Source organism: Fibrobacter sp. (genome assembly GCF_045601785.1).
GTDB lineage: Bacteria > Fibrobacterota > Fibrobacteria > Fibrobacterales > Fibrobacteraceae > Fibrobacter.
The window spans coordinates 58,596-73,999 of record NZ_JAZSAF010000042.1 but is presented as its reverse complement, the minus strand read 5'-3'; the positions used below and the strand labels follow the sequence as shown (position 1 = coordinate 73,999).

Below are 15,404 nucleotides of genomic sequence, written 5' to 3'. Positions count from 1 at the left end.
TCATTTTCGCCTGTTCTTCGGTCAGCGGAGTGATTTCCATGGCCGGCCATTCATCAGGGTGCTGCGGAGTCGGATGCATCAGGTACTTGACCATTTCTTCCGGCTTTTCGGCATACTGCGCTACGTTGTCACGCATCGGGGATGCTGCAAACTTGCGTGCCCAGCGGTGGCAGGCCTTACATTCGTAGTTATAGTATTCCTGGGCTTGCGTTTTAAGTTCAGGCGTAACCGGCGGAAGCACAAAAGCCTCTACCGCAAAAAGTGCACACACCGAAACAAAGACTATGACCGCAACCCGCAGTTTCAAAACACCATCCTTTATAAAATGTAATGCCCTGCCCAGACAGGGCATCTCCTTTCTTTTCACGAAATAATATAATTTTTTATCTTTATGTTAGGAGACACAAATGAAAAAATTCTTATTTTGCTTAATGCTTTTGGCGGGTTTCGCAAATGCCATAACATGCGTTGAAGCCGTATTTGCATCCAATAGAAACGGCATCACAAAAAATACACAATCGCCTTATCCAGATTCGATTCATGTCAGCCATCACGACGAAAGCGACAACCAAGATGATTACGACAATCACCATACCTTTGTATGGAAAAACGATCGCATTGCACAAAGAATCTCCTGGGACGCTCTCAACAACGAATTAGACACAACAATTTTTTTTTACGTGAACTCCGAATCGGAACTTTCCCAAAAAGGACAAGAAATTATCTTTTCTAGCAGGACATCCAATGACACCATCATTGGCACCACGATATATTTTGAAGACGGCATTTTATCCGATTCATCCATAGAAAAAAGTCTGCCTCACTACTACAAGTTCTACATGTTTCAATACGATGACGAGTACTTTGACGAATATACCTTGTCTGGCGATACGCTGACCTATAAGCACAAGGCTCCCATACTCCGACAGGAAATCTTTATAAACGACGCTCAGGATAAATCCAAATGCAATAGCTATAACGCCGAAGACAATTACATCAGAAGCAATCTAGAAGTCATTCCAAGCGCAAGCGGTTTCGTTTTAAAAGAACACACTCAAAATGGCGACGATTCCTACCTAAAGGAATTCTATATGAGTATGCCCGGAAATACCACCACAGTCATCCATAAACTTCACCCAACGGTAAAGATTTCGCCCAAGGTTCGCTACTTCGATTTGCTGGGCCGCTACAAGTTCACAAAGTAAAATGGGCATTATCGAAATCATCATTATCGCGATTGTAGAGGCAATGGACTGCTTCGCCGTCGCAATCGCCACGGGACTTTCAAAGAAAGGAATCAAGTACAGCCGCGCCATGCTCCAGGCGGTTAGCTTCGGAGTATTCCAGGGCGGCATGACGCTGCTCGGGTATTTCCTCGGGAGTTTCGCCGAGCGCTGGTTCAATTCCGTGGGCACTCCCATCGCCTGCACCATCCTTTGCATTCTGGGCGGGCGCATGATTTGGGGCGCTGTCCGTGGTGACGCAGGCGAAGCGGAAGGCGAACAGATTGCCGCGAAAAACTTGACGATCGCAAACATTTTGCTGCTTTCAGTTGCGACAAGTATCGACGCATTCGCTGTCGGAATTTCGTTTGCATTCCTGAAAGCGAACATGGTGCTTGCCACCAGCGCCATTGCACTTGCAAGCTTTATCATGGGCATTATCGGCTACGAAATCGGCCGTCACGCCGCCAAACGGTTCAAGACAAAAATTCCCGAAATTGTCGCAGGTGTAATCCTGATTGGAATTGGCGTAAAGATGCTGTTCTAATTTGGCTAAAAAAATCAGTCGAACATTTTCTTCTTGCGCTGGTCGCGGCCAATCAGCACGAGGCTCACGACCACACCGGCGAGAAGCACGAGTGAAGTCACGATTAATGCGACGGAATGCCCGCAGGTCACCTGGAAGAACAGCACCGAGAGACTCCAGCCAATAACCGTCTGGAATACCATCATGAGCGTTCCGTAGAAGCGCCCGAGTTCGCGGAAGGCGGTTCCCATGGCGGCGAGGCACGGCACGTAGAGCAAGATGAACAGCAGATAAGCCAGCACCTGGAAGCGACCGAGCTTGAAATGTGCCTGCATCGTCTTGTACGCACCTTCGTTTCCGGCACTTTCGGATTCATCGATCGCATCCTTGACGCCCAGCGGGTTCGCAATTGAGGTAAATACTTCTACCAAATTCGCCGGAACACTCACAAGAGCCTCTTTCACCGTCGATTTCAGGCTAAAGCCTTCGTCCGCGGCAGTTTCTTCCGGGGCCGCGTCGCCCGTGCCCTCGATGGCATACAGCGAGTTAAGCGTCCCGACAATCGCTTCCTTCGCAAAAAGTCCTGTAAAGAGCGCCACCGAAGCGGGCCAGTTGTCGCGTTCAACGCCGAAGGGTTCGAACACCGGCGTAATCACCGTACCCACGGCACTCAGCACCGACTTTTCGTTGTTATCGTTGCCGAAACTTCCATCTGTGCCGACAGAGCCCATAAAGCCAAGCACCGTCACCATAATGAGCACGACCTTGCCCGCACGGAAAACGAATTCCTTGAGGCGGAGCCACGCGTGGCGGAAAAGGTTACGCACCTTGGGCAAATGGTAAGGCGGCAGTTCCATGATGAACGTCGATTCCTTGCCCATGAAAACCGTATGGCGCAAGAGCAGGCCGTAAATCAACGCGATCACGATGCCCGTCAAGTAAATTCCGAACACGAGCGTCCCTGCGCTTTCGCCGAAGAACGCCGCACCAAATAGCGCATACACCGGGAGGCGCGCGCCGCAGCTCATAAACGGCACCAGGAACAAAGTAAGGAACCTTTCGCGCTTGTTTTCGAGCGTGCGCGTGCCCATGAGCGCCGGCACCGAGCAGCCAAAGCCCACAATCATCGGCACGAACGCCTTGCCCGGGAGCCCGAGGAACCGCATAAAGCGATCCGCCACAAACGCCGCGCGGGACATGTAGCCGGAATCTTCAAGGAACGAAAGGCAAAGGAACATGAAGAAAATAACCGGAATGAACGTCGATACCGTCTGGATGCCCGTACCGATGCCGTTCGCCAACAGCGCCACGACAACGCCCGGAGCACCAACCTTCGTCAACAGTTCCGTCATGCCGTCCACGAAAATGCCACCGAACAAAATGTCGAAGAAATCAATAAACGCGCTACCGACCTTCACCGCAAACCAGAACACCAGATACATGGCAATGAGGAAAAGCGGAATTCCCAAAATGCGATTCAGGAAAAGTTTATCGAGCTTGTCAGTTCGCGTGCTCCTGTTGGTATTGTCGCGAATGACCGCCTTCGCGATGTCGCGGGCGTAGGAGTAGCGGGAATCGGCCAGCGCAAATTCCACCTCTTCGCCCAAATCTTCTTCAATCTTGTCGTGCGGGATTTCGACACCGAACTCGTCGGCAAGTTCCAGCACTCGCCCGCTATGCTCCAGGTACTGCACCGCCGTCCAGCGCGGGCTTGCGCCTAGTTTTTCAGCTACGGGCTTGAGCGGCACCGCAATTTCTTCAATCAGCTTTTCCAGGACTTCGGAATGCTTGACCGCCTTCGGGAGCGGAAGTTCGCGGCTGTTATGCAGCAGTTTGTGCAAGTCGTTCACGAAGCCTTCGCAGCTCTTGGGCGAAACCGCCGTGAGGCCAATCGCCGTCACGCCGAGGATTTCTTCGAGCTTGTGCAGGTCCACATGAATGCCGCGACTCGCCGCGATGTCCATCATGTTCACCGCCAAGACCATCGGCACGCCCTTTTCCATCAGCTGGCTCGTGAGGAACAGGTTGCGTTCCAGATTCGTGGCATCCAGAATGTTCACGACCAGGTCCGCCTCGCCCTTGAGCAAGTAATCGAGAGCGGCGCGCTCATCTTCGGAGTTTGCAAACAGCGCGTAAATACCCGGCAAGTCCACCACGCGAATCGTGTGGTTGTCGAGCTTAAACTGGCCTTCCTTCTTTTCGACAGTCACGCCAGGCCAGTTGCCCACAATCTGGTTCGAGCCGGTCAGCGAATTGAACAGTGCGGTCTTTCCGCAGTTCGGGTTGCCCGCAATCGCTATCGTGAAAACTTCTTTCTCGATAGGCATCAGACTCTCCTCAGCTTGAGCACGTTGGCTTCTTGTTTACGGAGCGAAAGCCTGTACGAAAGCACGCTCACCTCGACCGGGTCGCCGAGCGGGGCCACCTGCAAAACCTGCAGCACCACGCCGCGCACAAGCCCCATTGACAAAAGTTTGGACTTGTACTGAGAATCACCCGTGTTGTATCCAATAATTTCGGCCTTGTCGCCTTTTTTAAGTTCCGAAAACTTCGGTTCGTTATTCATACACCAACGATTTACTTTTTCGTAGATTTTGCAGCCTTCGACTTTTTCGCCGTCATACCCGTATTGGGGGAATTCACGAACTCCTCGATTTTCTCGAGAGTCTCCGCCGAAAGAATGTGCTCCATGCAGCAGGCGTCCTTGTCGGCAATCGCCTCGGACACACCGAGCTTGATAAGAAAACCCTTCAGCAGAATGTGACGGTTCAAAATCTGGGACGCCACCAGCGCACCTTCCGAGGTGAGTTCGACACCGCTGTAAGGCTCCTGCGTCACAAGGCCCAGCTTCTTTAGCTCAATCACCGCCTTGGCCACCGACGGCATCTTGACCTTGAGCGCCGCCGCAATGTCGCGGACACGGGCAATCCCGTTCGCAAGGCGCAGCATGTGCACCATTTCCAAGTAGTCTTCAAGGCTCTGGCTTAACTTTACTTGTTCCATAGGACGGCTCCGATTAGACGAAAAACACACCTTATATATTAGTCAACGCTAAATTTAGAAAGCCTTGGCTAATTAGTAAAGGCTAAACTCTGGGAAATGGGGGTAAAAAAGGGCGTTACACGGCCTGGTGTCATCCCCGCGCACGATGTTGTCATCCCCGCGAAGGCGGGGATCTCCTTTTCATCCCAAATTATTTATATTTCCCACTGACATAGCCTGTGGCGTAAAAACCGCAGGCGCGAGTTTAACGTAGAGTTAGCTCTTATTCTCGTAATGGAAATCTGGTAAATTTTCAATGTGCACGAGAGTATGAGAGTGAACACTCACGTCCAGCAATGGGCGTGGGTCGTTTGTTCTTGTTTCGTGCATAGGTTTACCAGAGCCTCCATTACGGCAAGTGCATTCGACACCACGCTTTTTTATTTGTGTGGAATGTCATTCTGGAGCCCTGGAGCGTAGCGATAGGGCGATAGAATCCAGGGCGATAGTTGGCTGCACTGCATAAGGGCTAGAAGGAGCCCTTATGAGCCTTTTCGAAAGACTGCAAAAAGCCTCGTCCGAAGAAGACGTGAAGGCGGAATACATCAAGGCACTGCGTCTCAAGCAGGTTCAGCGTAACCTGATCGATATTCAGACGCGTGAAGTCTGGTTCGAGGCAAAATTCGGTTCCAAGAAATCTCTCTACGAGATGTTTACGCAGTTGCTTTTCTACATCCACCGAGCTCTCAAGGATGGCGAACACATTCCGCCATTCCTCTGTGTTGTCGATAGCGTGAAAGCCGCCATTATGAAGACGGATGTCGCACTCCCGCTCTTGCAGGATAAGAATATCCATATCAAGTGGGGCAAGTCCGCAAGCGACGTGACGCAAGACGCCCTAGATATCGTTTCACAGTATATCGGAACCCATTTTGTAAGTTTCAATATCGAGACGCACGAGAAAGAATTTATTGACACTTTGAGGAATGCCATAGAAAAAGGCGAAATCATCCGTACGCAAATTACGCCCGACAATCTTAAGCAGGTGTTCGACAAGTGGGTCGAGATGATCGGCAAGGAAATTGTGAATGCAGAACCCGAAAATTACGCAGAATTCTTTTATGCCGATGTGATGAGCGATGGCAAGGTCAGCACGCATGAACACTTATCCGCGGAACTTTTGCACAAGGGAGACAAGCCGATATTCTTGTTGAATGGGAAAACTTACGAAATTGCGAGCATGGATGGCTATAGCCAATTTTGGGCGATTTACCATAGGCCACCTAAAGAAGAATATCGAAGTTATTTGCTTGAACGCCGCGACAGCCTAATTCCCGTTGACGAACGAACATTCAAGGGAGCGTATTACACGCCGCTCAATGTGGTTGACAAGGCTTACGACTTATTGGAAAAGACGCTTGGTGCGAACTGGCAGAAGGACTACTACGTGTGGGATATGTGCTGCGGTGTCGGGAACCTCGAAGCCAAGCATTCCAACCACCGTCATCTATTCATGAGTACCCTCGATCAAGAGGATGTGAACATCATGAAAGCCGCGAAGATTTGTGTATCAGCCGAGCGTTTTCAGTACGATTATTTGAACGACGACATTGCCGATGACGGGTCGATTGATTATAACCTTACAAATAAAATTCCACAGACTTTGCAGAATGTAATTCGTGATGCAAACGAAGGAAAGAAGAAATTATTAGTGCTGATAAATCCACCGTATGCAGAAGCGACTAGTTCTGATAATGCTACAAAAGGTGTTGGAACTGACGCGAGCAAAACCGGCGTTGCAAAAACAAAATTTGCTGAAATCGGAATGACTGAATTTGGAAAGGCTAGTAATGAACTTTTTACACAGTTCGTTGCGAGAATTGCCAAAGAAATTCCAAACGCAACATTAGCAATGTTCAGCACACTGAAATATGTAAATGCGCAAACCATGGAAATGTTCCGAGAAAAATGGAAAGCCCAATATTTAGATGGTTTTGCTGTTCATTCAAAATCATTTGACGGACTCAAAGGTGATTTTCCTATCGGTTTTCTCATCTGGAAAACCAACAATGTCATTGCGAGCGAAGCGAAGCAATCCAAATACAGGTTCCCTTCAGAAATTTCATGCGAAGTTTTGGACAAGAGTGCCAATCCCATCGGAGAAAAGAAATTTTACAACGCCTCCAATGAAAAGTATTTGACTTGTTGGATTGAACGTTTAAAACCTAATAAAGAGGTTTGCATCCCCTTAAAAAATGCGATAGAAGCAGGAAATGCAACAAAGGATTTACGTGGAACTCGTTGGTGCGATAATGCTGTTGCTTATTTTTGGTGTAACAGCAATGATATGCAACAAGCAACGACAAGAACAGCGCTGTTCTCGTCAGGTTTTAATGGAGGGCATGGCATATATGTAACTCAAGAGAACCTTTGGAAAACGGCAATAGTTTTTACTGTCAGAAAAATTGTTTCTCATACATGGCTCAATGATCGCGACCAATTCCTTCAGCCAAATTGTGAGTTGCCCGATGATTTCAAAAATGATTGCCTAGTATGGATGCTGTTCAATGGATCAAATCTCACCGCTAGCGCCAACGACCTTGAATGGAACGGCAAGAAATGGAGCATCGTCAACCACTTTATCCCCTTCACCGAAGAAGAAGTCGGTGCAAGCGACCGCTTCGAAAGTGATTTTATGGTGCAGTACATGGACGGCAAAACCTTCAGCGCCGAAGCCCATGCCGTCCTTGACGAAGGCCGCAAAATTTGGGCAACCTACTTCAAGCAAACCTTCAACCATAAAATCCGTGAAGAATTAAAGCTTAACCGACCCGATGTCGGCTGGTATCAAATCCGCCAGGCCCTGAAAGCCCAAAACGAATCCGGCAACTCCGTTCCCGTCAGCTTTACAGCCTTCGAATCCGCCTACAAAGCCCTATCCGAAAAACTCCGCCCACAAGTCTATCAATACGGGTTCTTGAAATAATTAGACTTTTTCTTTCAAATGTCACCTTTTGGCAATTGGTCGAATGTATATTTATGCGTGAGGTTTCGTTATGAAAAAGTCTCTATTATTTCTGCTAATGTTTTGCACACTCGCTTTTACCGCCGATCATTTTTCAATAGTAGAGAAATTCTTCTGGGGCTTTTCTTGGCCGGAATATAAAATTTATGATCAAGTTCGAACTATTCGTAAAAATGTGCAGAAGCAAACAGACTTGATGAAACGTCAATTAGAAGATGACGATGAGGATAGCGGCTGGCATAAATCATACATTTCAAAAGAAACAGAAATGTTCGATAATTTGAGAGCGTATTACGAAGATAAGTATGGTACTGATAGGGCTGTTGCTTATGCATTGCTAAAAACCGCGGAAGAATACAAGAAAAGTATTTTGGAAATACAGCGCCTTGTTCATATGGAAACATGCCCCGAAGAAGTTTTGACTGATGGTGAAATTGATGCGCAAACGATTGTAATGGTAAAAGATATTGGCTTTAAAAATAAATCAGGTTTTTGGTACTATGATGGGATTAAAGTAAATATGGGAAAGCCGAGACCAATTTCGGCATCAGTAAAAAAGTATCCACGTGAAAGCAAGGTAACCTACATTTCTTTTAAGCCGCGTATTTATCCATCCAAGGAGCGTATTGCACATATCCGTATAGAAACAAATCTTCCAGAAGGTTTTAGGGCTTATGCTAGCTTACAAAATGAAAGAATTGATAGCTTGAATTATCAAGACACATCAGTTGTTGTGAAAAATGGCGCTTTTGAGATGTTTTTTGGCACATCAGATAATCCTCTTGAAAAGGGACTCTATTCTTTTTCGATGAGAACTGCTGCTATGCCGATTACTCAAGATGATAAAGAAGTATTGAAAAAGGTTGGAAATCATGGAGAGTTTCTCTGTGGCCGCTATTCGTACTTGCCTTGGGGGTTAGGAAATCAGCTTCAGGTGAAGAAAATTTTTCTTTTTGAAATAAAGTAAAGATTCGAATTTGAAGGTTGAATTCAAAAGGTACTATGGCCATTAAGTTGAAAAATAATTTTTCGCACATACCAGAACCATATAGGTCGGCTCACAAGGCTTGTTCGCAAAATAAAGAAGCCGTTCGCAAATCAAAACTATGTGGCTGTTTTTATTGTTTGAATGTATATCCATCAACAGATGTCATTAAATGGATAGAAGAAAATGATGGGAACTTTACGGCAGAATGTCCTAAATGCGGAATTGACTCCGTTATTCCTGATGCGTCGGGTATTCCGTTGAATGCAGAATTACTTGCAGCCATGAAAAAATGGTGGTTCTAAATATGAAAATTATTTCAAACAATAGATTTTGTATGAAGGTGTTATCAATGATTCTTAAATCATTGAAAAATTTTGATAAAGGAGTTGCTGTAGATGTTTATGGTCATAAGTTTTTTATCCATGTAGGGGATGGTGATAAATCAGAAGGGCGTTGTGTTTTTGATGTGGATTGGAATGAGCTTTATAGAGAATGTCATTTGAAAGGACGGTTGTCTGCTTATAAAACGGGGAAGGCTAGTGTTGATGTGTTGTGGCAGAATATTCAAACTCGAATTGGACCTTTTTAAGCTTTAATAAAAAACAACCTCCCTAACGGGAGGTTGTTGAATTGTTTTTGCCGGAGGAAATGGCAGGGCTAGCCCGCCATGGCACCGCAAAAATTATTCCACGGTCACGCTCTTCGCTAAGTTGCGCGGCTGGTCCACGTCGTTTCCGCGCAGCACGGCGATGTGGTAAGCGAGTAGCTGCAAAGGCACGCAGGTCACAATCGGCATGAGCATCGGGATAGTCTTCGGGACTGTAATCAGGTGGTCTGCGATTTCGTCGAGCGGGTGGCAATCTGCGGTCGAGATGGCAATCACCTTGCCTCCGCGGGCCTTGATTTCGCGCACGTTGCTGATCACCTTGTCGAACAGGGCGTCCTTCGGGGCAATCACTACGACTGGCATGTTTTCGTCAATCAAAGCAATGGGCCCATGCTTCATTTCGGCGGCGGGGTAGCCTTCGGCGTGAATGTAGCTGATTTCCTTGAGCTTGAGTGCGCCTTCCATGGCCACGGGGTAGTTGTAGTGGCGTCCCAGGTACAAGAAGTTGTTCGCCTTCACATACTGGTGCGCAATGCCTGCAATCTGGTCGGAAAGCTTGAGGGTCTGATCCACGAGTTCGGGGAGCTCCTGCATGGCCTTCACGATGTCGGCACCGCTTTCAAAGGAAAGTCTGCGCTGGCGGCCAAGCAAAAGCGCGATCATGGCAAGCACGGTCACCTGGCTTGTGAACGCCTTGGTGCTCGCGACACCGATTTCGGGGCCTGCGTGCAGGTAGACGCCGCCGTCGCTTGTGCGGGCGATGGTAGAACCCACGCCGTTACAGATGGCAAGAGCGGTAGCACCCTTCTGCTGGGCTTCCTTAAGGGCGGCGAGCGTATCGGCGGTTTCACCGGACTGGCTAATGGCAAGCACCAGCGTGCCCGGCTTGATAATCGGGTTACGGTAGCGGAATTCCGAGGCGTATTCCACTTCGACCGGGACGCCGGCCAGGTCTTCGATCATGTATTCGCCGACCATGCCGGCATAGTAGCTTGTGCCGCATGCGGTAATGATGATGCGGTTGATGTTCCTCAGTTCCTTGATGTTGGTGTCGAGTCCTGCGAGCTTGGCGTTGCCTTCGGCGTAGAGCAGGCGTCCGCGCATGGTGTTGCGGAGCACTTCGGGCTGCTCAAAAATTTCCTTGAGCATAAAGTGCGCAAAGCCGCCCTTCGCAATAGCGTCTGCGTCAAATTCTACATCCTGCACTTCGTGCTGCACGGGCTGACTATGCGTATTTAGCAGGTTGTAGCCGTCTTCCTTGATTTCGACGATGTCGTTGTCGTCCAGGTACACCACCTTCTGCGTGTGCATGATGATGGCGGAAACATCGGATGCCAGGTAGAATTCGTCTTGGCCGATGCCCAAAATCAGCGGGCTTCCGCGGCGGGCGCCGATGAGGGTGCCGGGTTCATCGCGGCAGATGACGGCAAGGCCAAAGGTTCCTTCGATGAGTGAAATCGCCTTGAGTACGGCTTCCTTCAGGTTGCCCTTGTAGTAGCGGGCTATCAGGTGTGCGACGACTTCGGTGTCCGTTTCGGACTTGAATTCGATTCCTTCGGACTGCAGCTTCTTCTTCAGCACGGCGTAGTTTTCGATGATGCCGTTGTGCACAATGGAGATGTTACCGTCAAAGCTCTGGTGCGGGTGGGCGTTTTCCTCGGTCGGGGCGCCGTGGGTGGCCCAGCGGGTGTGGGCAATGCCTATGTGGCCATGAAGGGGCTTTGCTTTGAGTTTGTCTTCAAGGGCTGCAATTTTGCCTGAAGCGCGGACCGTTTCAATTTTACCGTCTTCGATCAGGGCGACTCCGGAACTGTCGTAGCCTCGGTATTCCAGTTTCTTGAGACCGCCGATCAAAATGGGCAAAGCATCGTTTTTACCGATATAGCCGACAATTCCGCACATAGAAAATCCTTTATTTGTTAACGGATGTTAATATACGAATTTCTTTTGGTAAAAAAGGATTACAATTGGTCTTTTTCGTTCGGAATTTGTTATTTTTTCGCATGTCTAACCAAAAAGAGGAACAAATGAATAAAAAATTGCTTATTGCTGCAGGCGCTCTCGCCTTTGCTTTGACTGGTTGCGACCAGATGTGCCAGGGTCCGAAGACCAAGACTGCCCTGGTGACCGAAAAGGACAAGTATAGCTACGCTCTCGGTGCCCACTTCGGCAACCAGGCCCGTTTCCAGCTGGTGACCCGCGACTCTATCGATCTGGATCTCGACCTCTTCATCCAGGCTTTCAAGGAACGCTACAACGAAGATTCCGCCCACTTCCTGATGAACGACTCTACCATCTTCCAGACCCTCACCGACCTTTCCCAGGCCCGTCAGGCTGAAAAGATGAAGAAGGACAGCCTCGCTGCCGAAGCCAACAAGGCTGCTGGCGAAGCTTTCCTTGCCAAGAACAAGACTGCCGAAGGCGTCGTGACCACCGAATCTGGTCTCCAGTACAAGGTGATTACCGAAGGTACGGGCGCAACGCCTGCCGATGGCGACATCGTGAAGGTTCACTACACCGGTACGCTCCTCGACGGCACCAAGTTCGACAGCTCTGTCGACCGTGGCGAACCGCTTGAATTCCCGATCGGCGCCGTGATTCCGGGCTGGACCGAAATGCTCAAGCTCATGAAGGTGGGCGGCAAGGTCACCGCTTGGATTCCGAGCGACCTCGCTTACGGTCCGCGTGGCCGTGGCCCGCAGATTCCGGGTAACAGCCTCCTCGTTTTCGAAATGGAACTAATCGATACTCACGCTGCCGACGCTCCGGCTGCCGAAGCCCCGAAGGCCGAGGCTAAGCCTGCTGCCACTCCTGCTGCCAAGCCCGCCGCCGAAGCTAAGCCCGCTGCAAAGCCGGCTGCTGCTCCGAAGGCTGCCGCAGCAAAGCCTGCCGCAGAAGCCCCGAAGGCCGAGGCTAAGCCTGCTGCAGCTCCTGCTGCCAAGCCCGCCGCCGAAGCTAAGCCCGCTGCAAAGCCTGCTGCTGCTCCGAAGGCTGCCGCAGCAAAGCCTGCCGCAGAAGCCCCGAAGGCCGAGGCTAAGCCTGCTGCCGCTCCTGCCGCCAAGCCCGCTGCTGAAGCTAAGCCTGCCGCAGCCCCTGCCGCCAAGCCCGCCGCCGAAGCTAAGCCGGCCGCAGCCCCTGCAGCTGCTCCCGCTGCCGCTCCGGCTGCTGCTCCTGCCGCACCTGCAGCAGCGCAGTAATCGGCTGACTTAAAAAGATTAAGAGAGGTCCGCGTCACAAGCGCGGGCTTCTTTTTTTTGCATTCCATTTTTCTATCTTTTCCTATTATTTTGAGGTGGTCGTGAAGCGTCTTTTATTTGTAGCACTATCCGCATTTCTAGCATTGTCGTTGTTTGGCTGTAACGAGCAGGAAAAAATTCAGAATCTAAAGATGGAAGGCGATCGGCTCCGCGCCAAAGTGGATTCGCTCACCAGCGCAATCGAACAGGCGCAGACTCTTCCTGGCAACTGGTCGGTTCAAAACGACACTGTGCGTGCGGGCGACGGACTTTTCCAGGTGCTTGTCCGCATGCAGATCAACGAAAAGGAACGCGGAAAGATTGTGCTTGCGCTCCAGGACAGCGTGGAACTTTCGAAGCTCCGCGTGGGTCAGGTCTTTTATGCCGCTATTGATTCGCTGGGTAGCGTGCAGCGTTTCCGCTATGCCCCGAATCCGGCAACGGTCCACATGCTTAGCCGAACTGACTCGGGCTATGTCTACAGCCTTATCGAAAAACCGGTGACTCGCCGCCAGTCCATTTTCGAAGGGGCACTCACCGAGGGCAGCACCTTGAACGGTACTCTTTTCAAGGTCGGCATTCCCGGTCGCATGGTGGGTATAGTGAGTGGAGTGCTCCAGTGCAAGGTGGCTTTCCCCCTGGCACGCGCCGGCGACCGCTTCCGCATTCTTCTTGAAGAAACCTTCTACCAGGATTCCATCTGGATTTCGGGTAAGGTCGTCTACGCTGAATTCGACGGCCGCATCGTGGGCCATCACGAAGCGTTCCGCTACGAAGATCCGGACCCGAAGAGTTCCTTCAACGCCCACTACACCGAAAAGGGCGAAGCGCTCGTCTATGACGGGCTCCGCTATCCGCTTGATCGCCTCCATGTCACGAGTCCATTCGGAACCCGCATCCACCCGATTACGGGGCAGCGCAAGATGCATGCCGGTATCGATTACGGTAGCCCCACCGGCACTCCCGTCTATGCCGTCGCCGAGGGTATCGTCACGGTGTCCGGCTTTGACCAGTACAGCGGCAACAAGATTGCCATTCGCCACAGGGACAATTCCGAAAGCTGGTACATGCACCTGTCTACCCGCGGGGTAGGCGTGGGCGCCAAGGTTTCCGCGCGCCAGTGCATCGGCCGCGTGGGTTCCACCGGCCGTAGCACCGGCCCGCACCTGCATCTCGGCTTCAAGAACGAAAAGGGCGCCTGGATCAACCCGGCGTCCAAGACGATGATTGCTGCCCCGAAGCTCGAAGGCGAGCGCCTGGCGAGGCTTCAGAAAGAGGTTGCAGAGATTCGCTCGCAAATCGAGGCGACTCTTGCCGCCCCTGCCGTAAAGGCAAACGACACCACCGACGTGATGGTGCGCATGCGTAACCTATAGGCGCTTGAATCTAAGCTTCAGGTCCCATCTTGTCGGGATCTTTCGCTCGGAATTTTTTGCCGGAACTTTAGAGAAATGGTTGAGCCGCGTCGTGCCGTATCCTGCGGTGCGGAGTTCTGTCGCCTGCTTGGCGAGTTCGACCGCCTTTTTCACCTGCGCATCGGGATCGTCTATCACGTAGTCGGGAACGATTCCCACGTCATGGTAGGTTTCCCAGTTCCTGTCATAGCCCTGTATGGCGGTAATCAGCGCAAGTCCCTTGGCATAGGTGTCAATGACTCCCTGCCCAATCGCCTTGCCGTAGGAAAGCTGTCCGACGACGGGGGCCTTCTTGTTGACGGTCACAGAGGAAAGCACCACTTCGGCGCAGCTGGCGGTAGAAGTGTCTGCCAGAAGGACATAGTAGCGGTCCTTGCCAAGGCCGTCTCTACTAGCGGTGTAGGTCGTCGTGTCGAAAACCTGGAAATATTTCCAGCCGTCTCCATCCCTGATGGAATCGACATTTGTTTCTATATCGGAGATGATAGTGTCGCCCAAGGAGAGGAATTCTGCCGATATGGCGTTGCATTGTTGCGTTTCTCCGCCGGGGTTTCCGCGCAGGTCGATGATGGTGGACTTTGCGCCTTCGGTCTTCTGCAGCGCCGCTACGAATTCGCCATACGTTCCCTGGTCACTAGGCGTCGTCATGGCAAATTGCTTGATCTGGATGACCGGTATGGAATCCTTGTAGTAGGTGATGACGGAGGGTTCCTTGAACTCTTCCAGGGTGATGGCGATGGGAATCGTTTCGAGGCCTCGCTGGACGACTATGTTGATTGTGCTGCCGATGTTCCCTGAGCACATGGTTTCAAAGTTGTCCTTGGAGGTGATGTGCAGCCCGTCGATTTCAAGAACGATGTCGCCGACCTTGAGCCCCGCTTTCTCGCTGGGTGCGCCGGGGTAGACCTGAGAAACGACTAATGCCATTCTTGTTGAGTCGAACTCGGCTTCGGCACCGATTCCGATGCTGTTGTCGGTTTCCATGACGCTGCTGTAAACCATCTGGGCGACATAGGGATCGAAATACTGGGTGAAGGGGTCCTTCATCTGGTTGAACATGTAGCACACATCGTAAAAAGCTTTTGTGCAGAAATTTTTTTCGTTGTCATCTTTTTGGGAACCCTTGCCTAGGTAAACCCTGTAGCTGTCGGCAAGTTCGCCACGTGCGTGGCTGTAGATGTAGACCAGGTCCAGCATGGTGTAGTTGAAGTACATTTCCTTTTCGAGTTCGTCATCGATGTCACCCATTTCAGGAAAGAATTGCTTGTACGGGTAATCCCAGGAGAATTCGTCGCTGCTACTGCTGCTGACCGTCTGCGAACAGGCCCAAAAACTCAATGCCGATGCAATGCTGACTGCAAATAATTTTCTTGTACCCATGGGAACCTCCACCCAATGCAAT

The 15,404-nt window shown here is 50.6% G+C and carries 14 protein-coding genes; 8 read left to right on the top strand and 6 right to left on the bottom strand.

The annotated features are described in order from the left end of the window. Nucleotides 1-307 (bottom strand): hypothetical protein (locus tag ACKI61_RS06390; protein ID WP_407456925.1); only part of this gene is annotated, 307 nt, incomplete at its 3' end. 100 nt (nucleotides 308-407) lie between these two features. On the opposite strand from ACKI61_RS06390, the gene ACKI61_RS06385 reads away from it, so the two are divergent. Both ACKI61_RS06385 and ACKI61_RS06380 read left to right on the top strand, forming a co-directional pair. Continuing rightward, nucleotides 408-1,205: a hypothetical protein gene (locus ACKI61_RS06385; RefSeq protein WP_407456924.1), complete on the top strand. Its 798-nt coding sequence runs from the start codon at nucleotides 408-410 to the stop codon at nucleotides 1,203-1,205. A gap of 1 nt (nucleotide 1,206) precedes the next feature. Next, nucleotides 1,207-1,770, top strand: a complete 564-nt coding sequence (locus ACKI61_RS06380; RefSeq protein ID WP_407456923.1) for a manganese efflux pump MntP family protein — start codon at nucleotides 1,207-1,209, stop codon at nucleotides 1,768-1,770. A 14-nt stretch (nucleotides 1,771-1,784) separates the two neighbouring features. Here the strand turns inward: ACKI61_RS06380 and feoB are convergent, their stop codons facing one another. The 3 genes from feoB to ACKI61_RS06365 are packed head-to-tail and all read right to left on the bottom strand — an operon-like array spanning nucleotide 1,785 to nucleotide 4,752. Beyond that, complete coding sequence (gene feoB / locus ACKI61_RS06375; protein ID WP_407456922.1) at nucleotides 1,785-4,076, bottom strand: Fe(2+) transporter permease subunit FeoB; 2,292 nt, start codon at nucleotides 4,074-4,076, stop codon at nucleotides 1,785-1,787. Further along, the gene (locus ACKI61_RS06370) at nucleotides 4,076-4,315 is read right to left on the bottom strand and encodes a FeoA family protein (protein ID WP_072799394.1); all 240 of its coding nucleotides are present in this window, start codon (nucleotides 4,313-4,315) and stop codon (nucleotides 4,076-4,078) included. The genes feoB and ACKI61_RS06370 overlap by 1 nt, the downstream gene beginning before the upstream one ends. 11 nt (nucleotides 4,316-4,326) lie before the next feature. After that, nucleotides 4,327-4,752 (bottom strand): metal-dependent transcriptional regulator, encoded by a 426-nt coding sequence (locus ACKI61_RS06365; RefSeq protein ID WP_407456921.1) that lies wholly within the window; start codon nucleotides 4,750-4,752, stop codon nucleotides 4,327-4,329. A gap of 523 nt (nucleotides 4,753-5,275) precedes the next feature. Here ACKI61_RS06365 and ACKI61_RS06360 point away from each other — a divergent pair. From ACKI61_RS06360 to ACKI61_RS06345, 4 genes are all read left to right on the top strand, one after another. After that, the gene (locus ACKI61_RS06360; RefSeq protein ID WP_407456920.1) at nucleotides 5,276-7,717 is read left to right on the top strand and encodes a hypothetical protein; all 2,442 of its coding nucleotides are present in this window, start codon (nucleotides 5,276-5,278) and stop codon (nucleotides 7,715-7,717) included. A gap of 70 nt (nucleotides 7,718-7,787) precedes the next feature. After that, nucleotides 7,788-8,723: a hypothetical protein gene (locus ACKI61_RS06355; RefSeq protein WP_407456919.1), complete on the top strand. Its 936-nt coding sequence runs from the start codon at nucleotides 7,788-7,790 to the stop codon at nucleotides 8,721-8,723. 35 nt (nucleotides 8,724-8,758) lie between these two features. After that, nucleotides 8,759-9,046: a cytoplasmic protein gene (locus tag ACKI61_RS06350; protein WP_407456918.1), complete on the top strand. Its 288-nt coding sequence runs from the start codon at nucleotides 8,759-8,761 to the stop codon at nucleotides 9,044-9,046. 47 nt (nucleotides 9,047-9,093) lie between these two features. Further along, the gene (locus ACKI61_RS06345) at nucleotides 9,094-9,333 is read left to right on the top strand and encodes a hypothetical protein (RefSeq protein ID WP_407456917.1); all 240 of its coding nucleotides are present in this window, start codon (nucleotides 9,094-9,096) and stop codon (nucleotides 9,331-9,333) included. Between the two features lie 93 nt (nucleotides 9,334-9,426). On the opposite strand, the gene glmS is transcribed toward ACKI61_RS06345, so the two are convergent. Further along, nucleotides 9,427-11,253: a glutamine--fructose-6-phosphate transaminase (isomerizing) gene (glmS, locus tag ACKI61_RS06340; protein WP_407456916.1), complete on the bottom strand. Its 1,827-nt coding sequence runs from the start codon at nucleotides 11,251-11,253 to the stop codon at nucleotides 9,427-9,429. Between the two features lie 125 nt (nucleotides 11,254-11,378). On the opposite strand from glmS, the gene ACKI61_RS06335 reads away from it, so the two are divergent. Then, nucleotides 11,379-12,548 (top strand): FKBP-type peptidyl-prolyl cis-trans isomerase, encoded by a 1,170-nt coding sequence (locus ACKI61_RS06335; RefSeq protein WP_407456915.1) that lies wholly within the window; start codon nucleotides 11,379-11,381, stop codon nucleotides 12,546-12,548. A 101-nt stretch (nucleotides 12,549-12,649) separates the two neighbouring features. Then, entirely contained in the window at nucleotides 12,650-13,963 is a 1,314-nt protein-coding gene (locus ACKI61_RS06330) for a peptidoglycan DD-metalloendopeptidase family protein (protein WP_407456914.1), read from the top strand. On the opposite strand, the gene ACKI61_RS06325 is transcribed toward ACKI61_RS06330, so the two are convergent. Beyond that, on the bottom strand, nucleotides 13,958-15,382 hold the full coding sequence (locus ACKI61_RS06325; RefSeq protein WP_407456913.1) for a S41 family peptidase: 1,425 nt from the start codon (nucleotides 15,380-15,382) through the stop codon (nucleotides 13,958-13,960). The two genes, ACKI61_RS06330 and ACKI61_RS06325, sit on opposite strands and share 6 nt — an antisense overlap. Between the last annotated feature and the right edge of the window lie 22 nt (nucleotides 15,383-15,404).